Raw genomic sequence first — 17,805 nt, 5'->3', positions numbered from 1 at the left:
GATTACTGGTGTGGCGATAATATACCACACCAGTTTTTCATCTCTATTCTGGAAATATTCAATTCGCTCAAAGCTAAGTTCAAACCCTATGTCTAGTGAGCCGTTGCCGGACGGTACCGCTCCAGAAATAGATTACTGAATTTATTCTCCGGATCTAAGCGCTCTTTAAGCTTAAAAAATTCTGCTGCCCGTGGGTATGCACGCTGAAATTGCTCCTCAGTTGCATGCAATTGATAAGGTAAATAATAAGTACCTCCGTTTGCTAATGCCGCATCTATTAACTCCCGTGTCCATATTCCTACCTGCTTTTTACTCTGTTCATCAGTTCCTTGCTGATAATAAATCACAAAAGCAAATACCTCAGTTTGAGCCCATGCCAGCAAAGAACCACTATCAGGAATAGCATGACGAATAGAGATATTGATAATATTTGCCTGATGCTTTTTCAGGATGTCGATCATCTGCGGATAAAAATCATCAAACTTTTTTACCGGTATGAAATATTCTTCCAAAGCAAAACTTTTATCTTGCATGGAAATAGGCTCTAAAAGTGCTACTGCTAAGCTGGCTTCATAATTACGCATCATTACTGGCTGTTTTACAAAATAGGCATCATCATATAATTTGCGCAATTCTTTACCAAAATCCGATGCAGCAACAATTTTTAATTGTCTTTGGCGTTTGCGTGTAGGTGCAGAAAGTGGTCTTAAACGGGCAGAAATAGTTAATGGTTCATCAGTCTGCTTAAAAGTCACAGCCCTAAGCTTTTTGAAATCAGGAGGATAAATAATGGCATTATGAAATATGGCCGTTCTGTCAGCACGAATCTGCTCAGAGAAATAAGAGGAATACTGACTAATCGGCATCACATCATTAATTCGTTTTACTTTTACATTTTCAGTAAGGCGTAATGTCACTTCTGTGATAACACCCAATGCACCATAGCCACCAATAGCACCATAAAAAATATCCGAATTTTCTTGCGGGCTGGCTAAAACTATTGAACCATCTGCCAGTACTATTTTAATTTGCTCAACAGACAGGATAATAGGACCTGCCCCCATATATCGACCATGTACATTAACACTTAAAGAACCACCAATACTAAAATCAGCCAGACTTTGCATGATTTTCACAGATAATCCATATGGATCAATCAGCTCCTGTACCTGACGCCAGTTTGCACCTGCTTCTATCGTTAAAAGTTTTTGTTCAGGATTAAAAGCAATTACATGATTGAGTTTTTGAGTATCTATTTGCACGCCATTCTGAACTGCAGTTTGCCCGCCCATACTGTATTTACCACCAGCTATACTAATGGGACCGGTTGTGTGCTTAACCAGCTCTGCAACCTCTTCGGTTGATTCCGGCTGTATCACAGAGGCCATCTGTACTGGCGTCATACCGGTAACATCATTAACTACCACCGCATACGCAGTTAATGGCAACAACAAACAAAAACAGCTATACCAAATAATTAGTTTTTTCATTATTAAATAATATTTATTCTTATAAAAGATATATTATTGTACTAATTAATGATAATATAATATTTGTTTTAAAACAAAATTTTTGATTATTTTCATTTTTTCAGAATATTCTGATTATCTGCATAATCCAGACCAATATCCAGATAGCGTGCGCTGTGGGTCAGATAGCCCATCGCCAGAAAATCTACGCCTGTTTCTGCAGCAGCTACCACTGTATCAGGCCGCAAATTACCTGAAGCCTCAGTCTGACAATGCCCCTTACACCAGCTCACAGCTGTTCGCATTTCTTCTATTGACATATTATCCAGCAATACCAAACTGACGCCTTCATCCAGAACCTGACGCAATTGTTCCAATGTGTCAACTTCTACTTCCACTGCAATCAAATGGCCAGCATAAGATTTAGCTTGCTTAACAGCAGTAATAATATCTCCCCCGCTAAGCGCTATGTGATTGTCCTTAATCAGTATGGCATCATCCAGACCCATGCGATGATTACGTCCCCCGCCCATTCTTACTGCATATTTCTGGACTATACGCAAATTAGGTATGGTTTTACGTGTACACGTCAGCTGAGCTCCGGTATGGGCTATTGATTTCTGAATTTCATGAGTTGTAGTGGCTATTCCGCTAAGATGCGTCAGAAAATTTAACGCTGTGCGTTCGGCAGCGAGAATAGCACGTGCATTACCGGCAATCCGGGCCAGCACTGTACCGGCGGCTGTAATATCGCCATCATTTTTGTATGCAGTAAATTCCAGATTTTCATTCATCAGAGCGAAGCTCTGCCGGGCCAGCTCTAAACCGCATACCACACCGGGCACTCTGGTTACAATACTGAATGCGGCCATCCTGTCTGCCGGTATCACTGCCTGTGAGGTAACATCTCCGCGTCTGCCTAAGTCTTCTGACAGTGCAGCCTGTACCAGTGACCGGGTAATTATTTTTGGTAAATCGCTAATCATATTGTTAAGCCCTGATATATACTCTTTTAGAGTATATATCAGTAGTCAAAGTCTGAAAATACGTTAACAAATAATAAATAGATAAATTTGAAAAGCGATAGTTTTTAAATTCAGTAAATTAATCAGATTTATTTTTTTAAAACCAAGAATCAAAAATTTTTAATCAGAAAATTTCTATTTTATCAACGGAATTGATGACAATTACGCTATCCGAATTACTGAATATGGTTATTAATTAATGGTAATCTGTAACCGGAGAGCAGACTTTCCTGTAAAACATTTTCATTAAAACGGTACAGCTGTGCCGGACGTCCGCGCTCAGCCACTACTGTGGTTCCGGTTGGCACAACCAGCTGCTGATTGTTGATTAATCTGCGAAAATTCTGTTTATGTAAATCTACGCCATTCAGCGCCTCTATGCTTCTCTGCAACTGATATAGAGTAAATTGAGGTGGCATTAAATCAAAAATTACCGGACGATACTGTAATTTAGCTCGTAAACGAGATACAGCAGTAGCAAGAATACGGCGATGATTAAACTGCATGGAGCGACCGGTCAGCATGGCCGGCAGACGACCGTCGAAATAAGGAGATTCAGTAATCATGCCAACTTCATACATCAATTCATAACGCAACAGAACATTTTCTGCCAGCCATTGCTGCCCGTTTATTCCCCAGCATAAATTCAGGCGTTGCTGACGCTGATTGCGGATTTCCTGATTCGGAGCAGCATCTACCCAGTTTTGCATCGGCAGGATTAATTGATCAAGTATCTGCTTATGCTGAGGCAGTCTGCTGTCTTCCCAAGGAAAAAATTCATACCAGTCATGCCATTTGGCTTCCAGCTTTAAACCACTCTCAGCAGCTTCTTTTACCAGTCCGAGATAGCTGATATTAATTACAGCATGGCCGCAATGATGGCTTCGTTTGACATCAACAAATGTATATAACTGTTCCATATAGCCTAATGGCTGACCTGTCTGCTGATGTACCCAGGTTCTGGCACCAGCCTGTAAAGAATGATGTACAGGTCTCAGCGGACCATATGGCAATAATTTTCCATCGTTTATGGTAAGTACCCGCGCACTGAAATCGGTAACAGCAAACAATACCGCCACGAGTTCAGCTGCACTGTCGCTATAACTTGAAGATGAATATTCAGCTGATGAGTGCATGCGGATAAACTCCTTTATTAAAGCTGGCTAATTGTAAAGAATTTGTCGCAAAAAAACAAAATTCACTAAGTGAGTACATTACCGCAAAAACACCGTTGTATCTAACTGAATTCAACTGATTATCATATTCAGTCGAGTTTATACGAGTTTTTGGTTTTTTTCGTATTGCCTTATATACTCATTATGAGCATAATTAATTATTCCTTTCAGGAGCGATTATGCAAAGTACCAATCAATGGCGTGCATTCGATTACGAAAAACCACAATTGTCATCAGTTGCAGCTTCTGAGAATGCTGCGCAAACTACTAAAGATGGATCTGCTGTGCTGCAATGTGCCTGGGCTAAAATTCCACAGCAATTGGACCGGCAACAAAAGCAAAAATATATTGAACAGGTAAAAGCTCTATTACTGCAACAGCAAGCTGTGATGCTGGCACATTACTATGTTGAACCGGAATTACAGGATCTGGCTCTGGCTACAGGCGGCATGGTTGGTGATTCACTGGAAATGGCACGTTTCGGAGCACAGCATCCGGCAAAGACTTTATTGGTAGCCGGAGTGAAATTTATGGGCGAAACTGCACGAATACTCAGTCCGGAAAAAACTATTCTTATGCCCGATACTGAAGCCACCTGCTCTCTTGATCTGGGTTGTCCGGCAGAAGAATTTACTGCTTTCTGCAACCAGTACCCGGATCGGACAGTTGTGGTTTACGCCAATACCAGTGCCGAAGTTAAGGCCAGGGCTGACTGGGTCGTTACTTCGTCAATTGCTCTGGAAATTGTTTCTTTTTTACATGCCCAGGGAAAAAAAATTATCTGGGGCCCGGACAGACATCTTGGAGAATATATTCAGAATCAGACTGGTGCAGATATGGTGCTCTGGCAGGGTTCCTGTCTGGTACATAATGAATTTAAAGGTCAGGAGCTGGCTTTAATGAAAGCACGCTATCCGCATGCCAAAATACTGGTTCATCCTGAATCACCGGCTGCTGTAGTCGCTTTAGCTGATGTAGTAGGTTCTACCAGCCGTCTGTTGCAGGCAGCAATTCACGATTCGGCAGATACATTTATTGTAGCGACAGATCAGGGCATATTACATGAAATGCATAAACATGCTCCGGAAAAAACCTTTCTGGCCGCACCTACTGCAGGCAATGGTGCCACCTGCAAGTCTTGTGCTTTCTGTCCCTGGATGGCTATGAACGGATTACAAGCCTGTATAGATGCTTTAAGCAAACCAGAACAGCATAAAATCGATCTACCTTCTGCTTTGGGTAAACAGGCTGGTATTTCCATACAGCGTATGCTTGATTTTTCAACTGCATGGCGGGAATTTCATACTGATAAGACCAATCCTTACCATACAGAAAACCATTCCCCCGATATTTTTGCTCACTGGATTAGCCAACATGACCAATATCACACCCTGCTCTGTTAATAATACCGATGTTTTGATTATCGGTGCCGGTTTGGCCGGGCTGACGGTAGCCTTATCTTTACCGGAAAATTTTCACATTACTTTGCTGGCAAAAGAAGATTTATCAACCTGTGCCAGTAATCTGGCACAAGGCGGTGTAGCAGCTGTTATCGATCAGGCAGACAGTGTAGCCGAACATATTAAGGATACGCTTATAGCCGGTGCCGGCTGCTGTAATGAAAAACAGACTGCCGAGATTCTGGTTGAAGGCAACAGTGCTATTGAATGGTTATGCGCCCATGGCGTGGAATTTACCCGTGAGAATGGTCACCTGCACCTGACACGTGAAGGCGGACATGGCCGGCGGCGTATCGTACATGCAGCAGATCATACTGGTCGCAGTATTACTCATACACTCCAGCAACAGCTATCAGCACGACCAAATATTCATATTTTGCCGCATAGCTGTGTTATCGATTTGGTGCATGAAAATTCAGTTTGTACCGGAGCAGTCGTACAGATGGCACAAACTGATGAGACCGTAACCATTCAGGCTAAGCATACAGTACTGGCAACCGGAGGATTGGGACAATTATTCACTCTGACCACTAATCCGGTAACAGCAAATGGACTGGGAGTTGCTTTAGCGGCTATGGCTGGTTGCAGAACTCAGAATCTGGCTTTCGTACAGTTCCATCCCACAGCACTTGCCTTACCTGAAAATCCGTGTTTTCTGATTTCTGAGGCTGTACGCGGTGAAGGAGGTATTTTACGTAATCAGCAAGGCCGGCGCTTTATGCCTGAATACGATAACCGTGCCGAGCTGGCTCCGCGTGATATTGTTGCACGCGCCATTGCCAGCGAAATAGCCAAAACCGGCCATCACTGTGTGTATCTGGATATTACTCATTTACCTGAAAGCTTTATCCGCACACATTTCCCACAAATTCACCAGCATTGTCTGCAACAGGGTCTGGATATCACTCGTGAATTAATTCCGGTAGCACCAGCAGCACACTATGCCTGTGGCGGCATTGTTGCAGACACCGATGGGCGTACCGATATGGTTCAGTTGTATGCTATAGGTGAAACTGCCTGTACCGGGCTACATGGTGCCAATCGTCTGGCCAGTAATTCTTTACTTGAATGTGTCGTAACCGGACGCAATGCCGCGGCATCGATAGTTGCTTCTAAAGAATATCCGCAAACATGGCCAATCAATCAGCAGAAGAATTCATCAGAATTAACCTGGCAGGAAATTATTTTTCCGGAACATCCTCATCCGATTCAGGATATCCCTTCTTTCAGCATGCAAGCACTGCAACACTCCATGAGCCGTTATTTTGGAATTTGCCGGCGAACTGATGAAATGCTTACACTGCTTAAAATATTACAATACTGGTATCGGCAAACTATTAATCAGCAATATAAGCTGTCACTGGTAACTGCGCTATTAATGGTACAGGACGGGCTAAATCAGCAAATGAACCGTGGCACCCACTTTAATCTTGACCTACAGGAAAATCTATAAACGAACGTTGTGCTGTTTACACTGCCGTCTGGCTTCAGTAATCACTTGATTCAGCTTTATTTCACTCAGTGTACCTATCAATGCCTGCTGAAAACCGCATTTAGGTGCCTGAACCTGAGTAAAAGGTACTCCGCCAATATTATTGCCTAATCGTTGCATCCATGCACGGCTATCCGAACCTGTATAACGGTATAACGGATACGGTACGGACACCTGCTGAGTAAAGCGTTGTAAATTTGCATCATTATCTAAAGATACACCAACGACAGCAACGGTTTTCTTCCCTGAAGTTCGTTGTTGCTGATACCAGCGCGAAAGCATAGCTATTTCACTACGACAAGGTTTACACCAAGTTGCCCAGACATTTACTACCATTATCGGGGAATCAGTTGGTAAAGTAGCCGGTGTACGCTGAGGCCAGTTTTGTAATTCTGCAGCATGCACACGAATACAGCTCAGAAACAGTGCGCTAATTAAAAATATTTTTTTCAATACTTGGGCAGGCGGAAACATATCATTACCTTAATATTACCTTTAATAGCAATTATTATAGAATAATTCATATAAAATTTTGCCGCAAAAACATTAGCAGGTAAGGGGTTTATTTTTTTATTTTGTATAAATCAATTGAAATGCATATTCAAAAGCAGATAATTTATTTACATCCGACACATTAATTCAGCTTTAGCTTTAGAATAATTAATAATACTTGTCAAAATTTGAAGTTTCGTCCACACTTCCAATTTAGATTTTTTATTTTTAGAAGTTCAGGGATAATCATGACACACACCGTCATACTGTACCATAATCCAAATTGCTCTAAGTCGCGCGCTGCCCTGTCTTTACTCCGAGTACGCAATATTAATACCAAAGTCATTCCCTACCTGACCGAGCCTTTATCCGAAGCACAAATTCGTTCACTGAAACAAAAACTGGCCATCAATTCAGCACGGGAAATGATGCGCAGTAAAGATGATCTGTTTACACAACTGAATCTGCTTGAAGCAGATGAAGATACTCTGATTGCCGCAATGGCAGCACATCCGATTTTAATTGAACGACCGATAGCTGTATACGGCGAACATGCCGCTATAGGTCGCCCGTTAACGAATATTGAAGCTTTACTTGAACAATAAATGGGCTCCGGCACACGTTTAGGTTTTTGGTATTGTCTGCGCACTGTAATTGCCGGATGTAGCCTATTTGTTGGGGCCAACTATGCTTTTAGTGTTGCTACAGTCTACCAGCTCAGCCATCCGCAGCAAGTACCGACAGAAGCCGATGCCGCTATCGTGCTTGGTGCAGCCGCATGGGATAAGCGCCCTTCACCAGTTTTCCGTGAACGTATCAATCATGCCATTAATCTGTATCGTGCCGGCATAGTAAAAAAAATTCTCTTTACTGGTGGCAGCCCCAGAGCCGGTTTCATGACGGAAGCAGCCGTCGGACGTCGCTATGCTATCCGTAACGGTGTTGATGCCAATGATATTATTTATGAAAATCATTCGCGTGACACCTGGCAGAATCTGGTTAATGCAAAAGCCATAGCTGATGATAATGATCTAAATAGCTTTATTATTGTCAGCGATCCATATCATCTGGCACGTGCTTGCTTTATGGCACGTGATCTGGGTTTAAATGTACAGCTTTCGCCTACTCCGACTACCCGCTACACCGCAACTCAGTCGAAATTACGCTTTATTGCGCAGGAAAGCTACACTTTAATGGTATATCAGTGGGTGCAGCATTTATCAAAATTTCCGCGTTTTATTCGTATGCTTCGTACACTAGTTTAGTAATTTTCTTTTAGTTGCCTCAGAATCTGAGAACTCAGTCTATTATTCTGGCTAAAAAGCATAAACTTCATATAGCTATAAGATTTTAAATCTGAAATCTTAGCTCTGTCTTTATATATGTGACTTACGATTTTACAATCAGCTATAGATTATTCTTAATTTCTTTGAAAATAGATAAGTTTTACTTAATCAAGTATCAATAGTAAGAAATTACATATTAATATTTAATAAATCAATTATTTTTTTACCATTAAAAATACTTACTGCTACCCTGATATTTTATTTTATCTTCCGGATTCCTGTTCGAAAAGCTAAAGACAATTAACCTTTAAGGGTAATCGATAGTATGATTAATCCCTGAATGCAAGTTATCTGATATTCCAATAAAGCAGAGGTCATAATCATGGATAGAAACCAACAGCTCTTTGAAGAGGCAAAAGCCATTATTCCCGGCGGAGTAAATTCTCCTGTACGGGCTTTTGGCAGTGTCGGCGGCATACCCCGCTTTATTAATAAAGCTCAGGGAGCTTATGTATGGGATGAAAATCAAACCAGTTATGTTGATTATGTCGGTTCATGGGGACCAGCCATTGTCGGTCATGCACATCCTGAAGTTGTTCAGGCAGTCTGTCAGGCGGCCGAAAATGGCTTATCTTTTGGCGCACCGACAGAAAATGAAATCCGAATTGCTGAAGAAATACGCCATATCATGCCCAGCATGGAGCAGATTCGACTGGTCAGTTCAGGTACAGAAGCAACCATGAGTGCAATCCGTCTGGCCAGAGGTTTTACCGGCAGGGACAATATCATCAAATTTGAAGGCTGTTATCATGGTCATTCAGATAGTCTGTTGGTTAAAGCCGGATCTGGTCTGCTAACCTTTGGTAATCCCAGCTCTGCCGGCGTACCTGAAGATTTCAGCCGCCATACCCTGGTATTACCTTATAATGACGTTGAGGCTTTACAACAAACGTTTGCCAGCAAGGGCGACAGTATTGCCTGTGTTATTGTCGAACCAATTGCCGGTAATATGAACATGATCCCCGCCACAACTGAGTTTGTTCAGGCACTGCGTGAACTTACAGAACAGTATGGAAGTGTTCTTATTTACGATGAAGTAATGACTGGTTTTCGCGTTGCTCTGGGCGGGGCACAATCTATCCATGGTATTAAGCCTGATTTAACGACAATTGGCAAAGTAATTGGCGGAGGCATGCCAGTAGCAGCTTTCGGTGGCCGTGCAGACATTATGGCCTGTATATCGCCTTTAGGTGCTGTTTATCAGGCAGGTACCCTTTCTGGTAATCCGGTATGTGTAGCAGCCGGACTAAAAACACTGGAAATCATACAACGACCGGATTTTTACACTACACTCAGCAAACATACCCGACAGTTGAGTGATGGTCTGACGGCAATCGCACGTGAAGCCAATATCCCTTTCAGCAGCCGCAGTGAAGGCGGAATGTTTGGTTTTTACTTTACTAATAATCTGCCATCCTGTTTTGCAGATATGCAAAATACCAATCAGATATTATTTAAAGAGTTTTTCCATGCCATGCTGTCACGCGGTGTTGCATTTGCACCATCAGCATATGAAGCGGGTTTTGTTTCAGCTGCTCATAGCAGTGAAATCATTGCAGATACACTGGGTTTAGCTGCCGAAGCATTTACGGAAATTGCACGCACTGTCTGAGACATTTATTCTTACCAGTGTATGTCAAAAGTAAAACATACACTGGTATCATAGATAATAATCAACTCTGAACTAATAATCACGTAATTTAAATATCTTTATATTTATACTTTTAGCAGTCACATATTAAGACAAGATTAAGTTCCATTTTCTATAAAAATCTCATTTATTTTTTATTAACGAATAGATTTCAATAGCATATAAATAATAGTCTTTATTCAATATATCAAACATAAACCATTATAAATGCATATTATTTTAAATTTTAAACTAATAAGCGAATCTATACTTACTCTAAATAATAACATTTAATTACATTAAATTAACAATAAACAACATTTAGCTAAGTCTTGCCTAAGTATTTAAAGCCATACTGTGCATCAACAAGAACCGAGATGGTTATTGTCTTTAATTACTTTTAATGGAGATCTGTCATGAAAAAAATCACTGCTGCTGTTGTAAGTGCTATCTTTGGTTTAACTGCTGCTGCTGCCTTTGCTACTCCCCCTAAACCAGCTACAGCTACCACCACTACTACAACCACTACAGCTGAAAACACCAGTGCTAAAACTGTAAAACCAGCTGTTAAAAAAGCACCAGCAAAAAAAGTACATACTAAAAAAGCACATGCCAGAAAAGCAGCTGCTAGTACTACTACAACTAAACAAACTACTACCACTACTGAAACTAACTAATCAGTCGCTGGTTAACGTTTGAATAAAACCGTTTCAGGAATCCTGAAACGGTTTTTGTTATCATAGATATCTCACAGTCTGAAACAATACAGACTGGTTTACAAGTCTATGCGGAAAAATGTTAACTCATGCGAATTTTACTTCTTGAAGACGACAAAATGATTGCAGAGGCATTAAGCGATATGCTGCATGCTGCCGGTTTTGCCGTTGATTGTGTTGCTAACGGTATTGCAGCTGAAAATGCATTGCAACCAGAAATTTATGATATTGCCCTACTGGATATTGGTGTACCCGGACAGGATGGTCTAAGTGTTTTACGCCACTTGCGTGTAAAAAACTGTGATTTACCCGTTATTCTGATTACTGCCCGAGACACAGTGGAAGAACGCATTAATGGTCTGGACAGCGGTGCCGATGACTATGTAATTAAACCTTTTTCGCCTTCCGAATTACTGGCGCGTATCCGGGCTTTATTACGCCGCCGTAGCGGACATGCAACTCCTATACTAAGCAATGGCACCATTACCCTGAATCCTGCTACTCGTGAAGTCAGTGCCAACGGACAGGTTACCCGGCTGTCAGCACGAGAATATGCTTTGATGTACAGTTTATTGCTCCAACCCGGCACGATACTGTCTCGACAGGAACTGGAAGAAAAGCTATACGGCTGGAATGAAGAAGTAGAAAGCAATGCCGTAGAAGTAGTTATTCACGGAATTAGAAAAAAACTGGGCAGTAATGTGATTAAAAATGTACGAGGACTAGGATGGCTGGTAGACCGACGCGGATAGTCTCATCACTACAGTGGCGCTTATTACTGGTTTTAACCATCGTAGTAACTTCAATCGCTATTATTGGTGACATTCTTGCCTATCAGACTGCTTTTCGGGAAACACAGGATTTACAAGATGCTCAGCTGGAGCAGATAGCCCATTTACTTGATCCGCGCAGTTCCATACTGCGCAGAGATACACAGGAAGATCTCAACTTTCCTGAAAGCGCCAGAACACTGCCCAAACCGCGCGTGCTGGCACAGACACTAGATTCACCTTATCTCAATATTCTGATGGGAGATGATAATGCTGTGCAGAACCTTCAGCAATTACCTGATGGTTTTCATAACTTTACTACGGTAGCTCGTCATTGGCGGGTTTACCTGCTCACCCGTGAACGTGAGCGGATTATTGTTGCTCAGCGTACAGCATACCGAAATCATATAGCCAAAGACAGTGCATTAAGTGTAGTCTGGCCATTTCTTATTCTAATGCCTATTCTATGGCTGTTTACAGCTATCTGGATTCGCCGCCTGTTTCGGGCAACGCAGGAAATGAGTAGCGAATTAACCGCACGCAACGCCAATGATTTATCACCTTTGGATACCAGGCACGTACCGACAGAAATCCGCCCTTTCATTACCGCACTTAACCGCCTGTTCAGTCAGCTACAGGCTGCAATGGAGCATGATAAAAAATTTATCAGTCATGCAGCACATGAATTACGTACACCAATTACCGCACTTACCTTGCAAATAGCACGTTTTGATGAACCGGAATTAACTATTCAGGATCAACACAAACTTATTGAACAAATCAAAGCAGGTATTGCAAGAACCGAACAGCTGCTTATCCAATTATTATCTATGGCCAGAGCACAGCATCAGCAGCAGCAACATCTGATAGCGAACAATGCTCAGAAAACTGCACTAATGCCCTTACTGCGTGATTTAATTGCCGAATTATTGCCGCTGGCCGAACAAAAAAAACAGAACTTAAGTTTCGACATTAGCGAAGATGTTTTTCTGCCAGTCAGCAGTAATGATTTATATACTATTTTGAAAAATATACTGAGTAATGCCATCAAATACACTCCTGTTGATGGGCAAATATGCATTGGCATTAGACCAACTACAGATAATAAAACGATTTTACTTATAGAAGACAATGGTCAGGGAATCTCTGAAACTGAACGCCAGCTAGTATTTGAACCGTTTTATCGTATTTTGGGCAACAATGAAAGCGGAAGCGGTCTCGGGCTGGCAATCGTTAAAACCCTGTGTGATCAGTGGCACATCAGTATCAGTCTGGCAGACTCTGGCCTGCGAAATTCAGAACAGAAAGCAGGACTGGCTGTAAGCCTGATATTCAGCCCAGATAAGCTGCAAGCACAAAACAAATAACATCTTAAATCTTACAAAATGATTGCATCAAATTGTAATTAACCGGCAAATATTTGATTTATCATCTTATAAACAAAAACTTATTTCTTATCCAACAAACCAATTCTATTTAGAATATTTATCTGATACCCATATCCATTTTTAAAAACAAATCTGGATTTAATTCAGCATAATAAAAAACACAGAATCTTCCATACAGAAAATTCTGTGTTTTTTATTAGCAGATTCTTTCAGCAATCAGACTGCATGAAATAATCTGAATTTAAATTACCAGTGCTTAGTACCAAAAATCTTGTCACCAGCATCGCCCAAACCAGGAATAATATAGCCATTATCATCCAGATGATCATCCAGAGCCGCTGCATAAATAGTCACATCAGGATGAGCTTCATTGACAGCCTTTACCCCCTCAGGAGCTGCTACAAGAACCAATGCCTTAATATCCTTGCAACCTTTTTTCTTAAGTAACTCAATAGTTGCATTCATGGATCCGCCTGTTGCCAGCATTGGATCAATGATCAATGCCGGGCGTTTATCCATCTGACTGACAAATTTTTCAAAATAAGGTACCGGTTCCAGCGTTTCTTCATCGCGCTGTAAACCTACTACACTGATTTTAGCTGTAGGGATTAAGTCCAGTACGCCATCCAGCATACCCAGCCCTGCCCGCAGAATCGGTACAATAGTAACCGTTTTGCCTTTAATCTGGTAAGCATCAATCTCACCACACCAGCCCTGCATTTTGACAATTTCCACATCAAAATCACGGCTGGCTTCATAAGCCATTAAGCGTGCCAGTTCTTTAGTCAGCGTACGAAAACGATAAGTACTGCAATCTTCTTCTCGCATTAATGACAGCTTGTGCTTCACCAGAGGATGGTCAATCACATTTATATTCATAGCCAGTTCCAAAAAATAATTGCTATAAAACCTGAATAAAACAGCTACCGGAAAATATTTCCGAACAAAACTCTGTCAGACAGACGCCAGCAAAGTCTGCAATTCACCTGCTTCGTACATCTCCAGCATAATGTCAGAACCACCGACAAATTCACCTTTTACATACAATTGCGGAATTGTCGGCCAGTCTGCATATTCCTTGATACCCTGACGGATATCTTCATCTTCGAGCACATTAACAGTATAGAACTCTTTTAAACCGGCAGCTTCCAATATTTGTACAGCACGGGATGAAAAACCACACTGTGGAAACTGCTTAGTGCCTTTCATGAACAACACAACCGGATGTTCAGTAACAAGCGTTTTAATTCTTTCCTGAGTACTCATGTACATTCCTTCTTATATCACTTTATTTAATGCGTGTAAGTACAGCGGCAAAAAAACCGTCTGTATGATGTTCACCGGTGTTCAATTGCAGATAGTCACCCTGCATATCGGGTAAGACATTACTTTTAAGCAAAGTCTGCACCGGTTCTATATGCCAGCCTGTATTGGCTGCCAGAAAATTATTTAACTGTTGCTGATTTTCCGTTTCCAGAATACTGCAAGTTGCATACACAAGCCTTCCGCCCGGACGTACCAGTTCAGAAGCTGCCTGTAAAATTGATTGTTGCTGCTCGAGCAACGTCTGGATATTGTCATTACTCTGACGATATTTTAAATCAGGATTACGGCGCAAGGTGCCCATGCCGGAACAGGGCGCATCAACGAGCACACAATCTGCCTTATGCTTTAATCTGGCAATACGGGCATCATGCTCATTATCAATCCGCTGCGGATGAATATTAGTGAGACCTGCCCGAACCATTCTCGGCTTCATATTAGCCAAACGTTTTTCAGCCACATCAAAAGCATACAGCCGTCCGCTGCCAGCCATCATTGCCCCCATCGCCAGTGTTTTACCACCGGCTCCGGCACAGAAATCGACAGCAATCTGACCGCGTTTAACGCCTGTTAGCAACGCCAGCAGCTGACTGCCTTCATCCTGAACTTCCAGCACACCGTCTAAAAACAGCGGATGCTTGTTTAAAGCCGGTTTATCAAATAGCCGGATTCCCCATGGCGAAAAAGGCGTAGCTTCAGCACGCAATCCTTCTGCCTGTAACGCAGACAGAATCTTATCACGTTTGCCTTTCTGAGTATTTACCCGTACATCCAGCGGCGCCGGCTGCATAACACTGCGACCGTAAGTAGCAATCTGATTATCATCCCAGCCCTGCTGTTGCAGACACTCAATTAACCATTGAGGCAGCTCAGCAGCTGTTGTCAGATCGGAAGCAAAAGCAGACTTTTGCTCTTTAACATCAATCAGCCACTGCTTTTCTTCTGAGTCACAAAGTGATTCTACACCGTGTACACTTATTCCCCGCCCTAAAACCAATGCAGCCAAAGCTGCCCGACGTGGTTTTTGATGCGGTTTTGGCAGCATCTTCTGAATTTTCTGCAAATGGCGGATAGTAGCGAACACAGTTTCAGCTATTTCCTGCCGGTCACGCATACCCAGCTTGCGCTCACGCCGGAAAAAAGCTGAGAGCACAACATCTGCAGGCTGTCTGAATGTTAACACCTGTGCCAGCGCAGAAGTAGTTAAATCAAGTTGTTGTGCATTTATCATAATTTCTTAAAAAACCTTCCCGTTAATCCGGCCGCCTTTCAGTTGCAATGTATATACTTTACCATTGTCCACATAGCTAATCCGTACCGGAATATTTTCAAGCTGGGGAGCGAATGCATATTCCACTACATCATCGCCACGACTGATACTGTACTGTCTGATCTCAATTTGCCGTCCGTTTAACATCAGCTGATCACTACCACGGCCGTTAACTGCATCCAGTTGGTATACTTTTTTACCATTAGTCAGATAAGTATTTGCGGGCAATTTACCTTGATTAAAGCCCAGCTGCCAGCCAAGAGCAAACATATCATATACCGGTCCATTCACCGACATATGTTTAACTGCTTCGGAAACCTTACCATAATCAACCCCATGCTCAGAAAAACGTGCCTGAGCATATGGTTTGCCAAAGCGGCTGTCAGTGTAGGAAAGCGGATTTAAAACTGAGTCTTTTACGGTTCCGGACGAAATAAACTGCATCTGGTAAAAAATCAAATTAATTTGCGTATTAATCTGATACTGACCATCCTTTTGCACAAAATCCATATTTACCGGCAAACCATAACTGTCGACAAACTGCAATTGTGCCTGCTGAGGCAGATCTGCTGCTTGTACCATAGGTATGAACAGCAAATTTATCCAGACAAATATCAAACCTGAATATACTTTCAACTTCATATTTTTCTCATAACATCTCAGTTTTTCAGGCAGGCCACATTATCCGTAACAGCATCAGCAAGATTTTTAACTCTGTTACCTTCAACTACCAGATTTCCAGCAACAAAATCAGCCACTGCTTTTGGTAAAAGCTGATGTTCAATCTTTAATACCCGCTGTGCCAAAGTTTCGGCTGTATCCCCGTTCAGAACAGGTACTACACCCTGGGCTATAATCGGACCGCAATCCAGCTCGGCAGTGACAAAATGAATCGTACAGCCTGCCACCCGGCAGCCACTATCCAGTGCACGCTGATGAGTATGCAGTCCGGTAAAAGCGGGCAATAATGACGGATGAATATTAATTAACCTGTCCGTATAATGTTTGCAAAACTCAGGTGTTAAAATGCGCATAAAGCCAGCCAGTACCACCAAATCAGGCTGATAAGCATCAATATGCTTTATCAATGCCGCATCAAATGCTTCACGGCCTGGATAATCATGATGGCTGATTGCCTCGGTTGTCAGCCCGTGTTGCGCAGCCCACAGTAAACCGGCTGCATCATACCGATTACTGATTACTGCCACAATTTCTGCCTGCGCAATATCGGCTTCTACAAGAGCCTGCATATTGCTGCCGCGACCGGAAATCAGAATCACAATTCTTTTTTTAGCGCTCATCTCTCACCTGTCAACCAAAATACCTAGCCCAAAGAAACCATTTCCAGCTGTTCCAGACTTCGCCCCAGAAATCGCTCACCAATTGTCTGGAAACGTAGCGGAATATCACTGACATAAAACCGGTATTGCGCACCTGAATGATCAGGATTAATCAGATTATGCTGTTCCAATGCCAATGCAGTAGCTTCAGCAGTCGTAATCGCCGAATCAACTAACTTCAGCTCAGGAGCCTCCTGACGGATTAATGGCTTCAGTAACGGATAATGAGTACATCCCAAAACCAGCGTATCCACCTCTTCTGCCAGAATCGGCTTCAGATACTCCCTTGCAGTCAAGCGGGTAACTTCATGATCCAGCCAGCCTTCTTCCACCAGCGGCACCAGCAACGGACAGGCTTGTGAAAAAACACGCGTTTGTGCATTCTGATTGTGAATCGCCCGGGCATAAGCATTACTATTAACAGTAGTACTGGTGGCTATTACACCAATGTGATTATTCTGAGTGGTTTCCAAAGCAGCCTGTGCACCTGCAGCAATCACATCCAGAACCGGCATTGTGCCTGCAAGCTGCCTTACTTTTTCTCTTGCCACCGCAGCTATAGTATTACAGGCCACAACCAGCGCCTTAACATCATGCTCAAGCAGAAAAGATACAATCTGTTCAGTATAAACTTCAATCGTATGTCTGGATTTCACACCATACGGAACCCGCGCCGTATCACCAAAATAAATAATATTTTCATTAGGGAGCCGTTCCATCAGTGCGCGAACCACTGTCAGGCCGCCTACCCCGGAATCAAATACACCTATAGGTTGTTGTTGTATTGCAGTCATTTGTCTCTTCATTATTGACCATGACAACTCAGTTCAGCATAAACTGAATTAATCGAATATCAGTCATTATTGTGATTATAGCATTGACCCGGAAATATACTCATAGCTTAGTACA

At 42.3% G+C, this 17,805-nt stretch carries 18 protein-coding genes; 8 read left to right on the top strand and 10 right to left on the bottom strand.

The annotated features are described in order from the left end of the window. Positions 1-92: 92 nt before the first annotated feature. From GYX91_RS04665 to GYX91_RS04655, 3 genes are all read right to left on the bottom strand, one after another. On the bottom strand, positions 93-1,490 hold the full coding sequence (locus GYX91_RS04665) for an FAD-binding oxidoreductase (protein ID WP_100125615.1): 1,398 nt from the start codon (positions 1,488-1,490) through the stop codon (positions 93-95). Between the two features lie 92 nt (positions 1,491-1,582). Further along, positions 1,583-2,455, bottom strand: a complete 873-nt coding sequence (nadC, locus tag GYX91_RS04660; RefSeq protein WP_100125616.1) for a carboxylating nicotinate-nucleotide diphosphorylase — start codon at positions 2,453-2,455, stop codon at positions 1,583-1,585. Positions 2,456-2,670: 215 nt separating this feature from the next. Then, positions 2,671-3,630 carry a hypothetical protein gene (locus GYX91_RS04655; protein ID WP_174830056.1) on the bottom strand — a complete coding sequence of 320 codons (960 nt, stop codon included), beginning with the start codon at positions 3,628-3,630 and terminating at the stop codon, positions 2,671-2,673. Positions 3,631-3,848: 218 nt separating this feature from the next. On the opposite strand from GYX91_RS04655, the gene nadA reads away from it, so the two are divergent. Together nadA and nadB are read left to right on the top strand one after the other, a co-directional pair. Beyond that, the gene (nadA, locus tag GYX91_RS04650; protein WP_174830055.1) at positions 3,849-5,072 is read left to right on the top strand and encodes a quinolinate synthase NadA; all 1,224 of its coding nucleotides are present in this window, start codon (positions 3,849-3,851) and stop codon (positions 5,070-5,072) included. After that, positions 5,044-6,582 carry an L-aspartate oxidase gene (nadB, locus tag GYX91_RS04645; RefSeq protein WP_174830054.1) on the top strand — a complete coding sequence of 513 codons (1,539 nt, stop codon included), beginning with the start codon at positions 5,044-5,046 and terminating at the stop codon, positions 6,580-6,582. Before nadA ends, nadB begins: the two co-directional genes overlap by 29 nt. On the opposite strand, the gene GYX91_RS04640 is transcribed toward nadB, so the two are convergent. Beyond that, the gene (locus GYX91_RS04640; RefSeq protein WP_174830053.1) at positions 6,577-7,095 is read right to left on the bottom strand and encodes a TlpA disulfide reductase family protein; all 519 of its coding nucleotides are present in this window, start codon (positions 7,093-7,095) and stop codon (positions 6,577-6,579) included. The genes nadB and GYX91_RS04640 overlap by 6 nt on opposite strands. A gap of 266 nt (positions 7,096-7,361) precedes the next feature. Here GYX91_RS04640 and arsC point away from each other — a divergent pair, with 266 nt between their 5' ends. The 6 genes from arsC to GYX91_RS04610 all read left to right on the top strand — a co-directional run bounded on the left by arsC (position 7,362) and on the right by GYX91_RS04610 (position 12,942). Continuing rightward, positions 7,362-7,718 (top strand): arsenate reductase (glutaredoxin), encoded by a 357-nt coding sequence (gene arsC, locus GYX91_RS04635; protein ID WP_025330570.1) that lies wholly within the window; start codon positions 7,362-7,364, stop codon positions 7,716-7,718. Further along, entirely contained in the window at positions 7,719-8,378 is a 660-nt protein-coding gene (locus GYX91_RS04630) for a YdcF family protein (protein WP_144370485.1), read from the top strand. A gap of 403 nt (positions 8,379-8,781) precedes the next feature. Beyond that, a complete protein-coding gene (gene hemL / locus GYX91_RS04625) occupies positions 8,782-10,071 on the top strand; it encodes a glutamate-1-semialdehyde 2,1-aminomutase (RefSeq protein WP_100125622.1) in 1,290 nt (429 codons plus the stop codon). A gap of 434 nt (positions 10,072-10,505) precedes the next feature. After that, on the top strand, positions 10,506-10,766 hold the full coding sequence (locus GYX91_RS04620; protein ID WP_084551580.1) for a hypothetical protein: 261 nt from the start codon (positions 10,506-10,508) through the stop codon (positions 10,764-10,766). 128 nt (positions 10,767-10,894) lie between these two features. Next, a complete protein-coding gene (locus GYX91_RS04615; RefSeq protein ID WP_084551581.1) occupies positions 10,895-11,557 on the top strand; it encodes a response regulator transcription factor in 663 nt (220 codons plus the stop codon). Further along, positions 11,533-12,942 carry an ATP-binding protein gene (locus GYX91_RS04610; protein WP_084565571.1) on the top strand — a complete coding sequence of 470 codons (1,410 nt, stop codon included), beginning with the start codon at positions 11,533-11,535 and terminating at the stop codon, positions 12,940-12,942. Before GYX91_RS04615 ends, GYX91_RS04610 begins: the two co-directional genes overlap by 25 nt. 267 nt (positions 12,943-13,209) lie before the next feature. Here the strand turns inward: GYX91_RS04610 and upp are convergent, their stop codons facing one another. The 6 genes from upp to murI form a co-directional block, all read right to left on the bottom strand. Next, a complete protein-coding gene (gene upp, locus GYX91_RS04605; protein WP_084551583.1) occupies positions 13,210-13,842 on the bottom strand; it encodes a uracil phosphoribosyltransferase in 633 nt (210 codons plus the stop codon). 75 nt (positions 13,843-13,917) lie between these two features. Next, complete coding sequence (gene grxD / locus GYX91_RS04600) at positions 13,918-14,229, bottom strand: Grx4 family monothiol glutaredoxin (RefSeq protein ID WP_174830052.1); 312 nt, start codon at positions 14,227-14,229, stop codon at positions 13,918-13,920. Positions 14,230-14,251: 22 nt separating this feature from the next. Beyond that, complete coding sequence (locus GYX91_RS04595; RefSeq protein ID WP_174830166.1) at positions 14,252-15,514, bottom strand: RsmB/NOP family class I SAM-dependent RNA methyltransferase; 1,263 nt, start codon at positions 15,512-15,514, stop codon at positions 14,252-14,254. Between the two features lie 9 nt (positions 15,515-15,523). Then, a complete protein-coding gene (locus tag GYX91_RS04590) occupies positions 15,524-16,198 on the bottom strand; it encodes a DUF3108 domain-containing protein (protein WP_174830051.1) in 675 nt (224 codons plus the stop codon). A gap of 17 nt (positions 16,199-16,215) precedes the next feature. Continuing rightward, positions 16,216-16,857 carry a phosphoribosylglycinamide formyltransferase gene (gene purN, locus GYX91_RS04585; protein ID WP_174830050.1) on the bottom strand — a complete coding sequence of 214 codons (642 nt, stop codon included), beginning with the start codon at positions 16,855-16,857 and terminating at the stop codon, positions 16,216-16,218. A gap of 23 nt (positions 16,858-16,880) precedes the next feature. Continuing rightward, positions 16,881-17,690 carry a glutamate racemase gene (gene murI / locus GYX91_RS04580; RefSeq protein WP_084565570.1) on the bottom strand — a complete coding sequence of 270 codons (810 nt, stop codon included), beginning with the start codon at positions 17,688-17,690 and terminating at the stop codon, positions 16,881-16,883. Between the last annotated feature and the right edge of the window lie 115 nt (positions 17,691-17,805).

The organism is Snodgrassella sp. ESL0304 (assembly GCF_013344995.1).
GTDB classification, from domain to species: Bacteria; Pseudomonadota; Gammaproteobacteria; order Burkholderiales; family Neisseriaceae; genus Snodgrassella; species Snodgrassella alvi.
This window is presented reverse-complemented; position numbering and strand designations above follow the sequence as displayed.

Excerpts from the sequence above, each read along its gene's own strand:
- upp (WP_084551583.1), bottom strand. The coding sequence starts at position 13,842 with ATGAATATAAATGTGATTGACCATCCTCTGGTGAAGCACAAGCTGTCA.
- GYX91_RS04630 (WP_144370485.1), top strand. The coding sequence starts at position 7,719 with ATGGGCTCCGGCACACGTTTAGGTTTTTGGTATTGTCTGCGCACTGTA.
- purN (WP_174830050.1), bottom strand. The coding sequence starts at position 16,857 with ATGAGCGCTAAAAAAAGAATTGTGATTCTGATTTCCGGTCGCGGCAGC.
- murI (WP_084565570.1), bottom strand. The coding sequence starts at position 17,690 with ATGACTGCAATACAACAACAACCTATAGGTGTATTTGATTCCGGGGTA.
- nadB (WP_174830054.1), top strand. The coding sequence starts at position 5,044 with ATGACCAATATCACACCCTGCTCTGTTAATAATACCGATGTTTTGATT.
- nadC (WP_100125616.1), bottom strand. The coding sequence starts at position 2,455 with ATGATTAGCGATTTACCAAAAATAATTACCCGGTCACTGGTACAGGCT.
- GYX91_RS04620 (WP_084551580.1), top strand. The coding sequence starts at position 10,506 with ATGAAAAAAATCACTGCTGCTGTTGTAAGTGCTATCTTTGGTTTAACT.
- grxD (WP_174830052.1), bottom strand. The coding sequence starts at position 14,229 with ATGAGTACTCAGGAAAGAATTAAAACGCTTGTTACTGAACATCCGGTT.
- GYX91_RS04640 (WP_174830053.1), bottom strand. The coding sequence starts at position 7,095 with ATGTTTCCGCCTGCCCAAGTATTGAAAAAAATATTTTTAATTAGCGCA.
- nadA (WP_174830055.1), top strand. The coding sequence starts at position 3,849 with ATGCAAAGTACCAATCAATGGCGTGCATTCGATTACGAAAAACCACAA.
- hemL (WP_100125622.1), top strand. The coding sequence starts at position 8,782 with ATGGATAGAAACCAACAGCTCTTTGAAGAGGCAAAAGCCATTATTCCC.
- GYX91_RS04610 (WP_084565571.1), top strand. The coding sequence starts at position 11,533 with ATGGCTGGTAGACCGACGCGGATAGTCTCATCACTACAGTGGCGCTTA.
- GYX91_RS04665 (WP_100125615.1), bottom strand. The coding sequence starts at position 1,490 with ATGAAAAAACTAATTATTTGGTATAGCTGTTTTTGTTTGTTGTTGCCA.
- GYX91_RS04615 (WP_084551581.1), top strand. The coding sequence starts at position 10,895 with ATGCGAATTTTACTTCTTGAAGACGACAAAATGATTGCAGAGGCATTA.
- GYX91_RS04655 (WP_174830056.1), bottom strand. The coding sequence starts at position 3,630 with ATGCACTCATCAGCTGAATATTCATCTTCAAGTTATAGCGACAGTGCA.
- arsC (WP_025330570.1), top strand. The coding sequence starts at position 7,362 with ATGACACACACCGTCATACTGTACCATAATCCAAATTGCTCTAAGTCG.
- GYX91_RS04590 (WP_174830051.1), bottom strand. The coding sequence starts at position 16,198 with ATGAAGTTGAAAGTATATTCAGGTTTGATATTTGTCTGGATAAATTTG.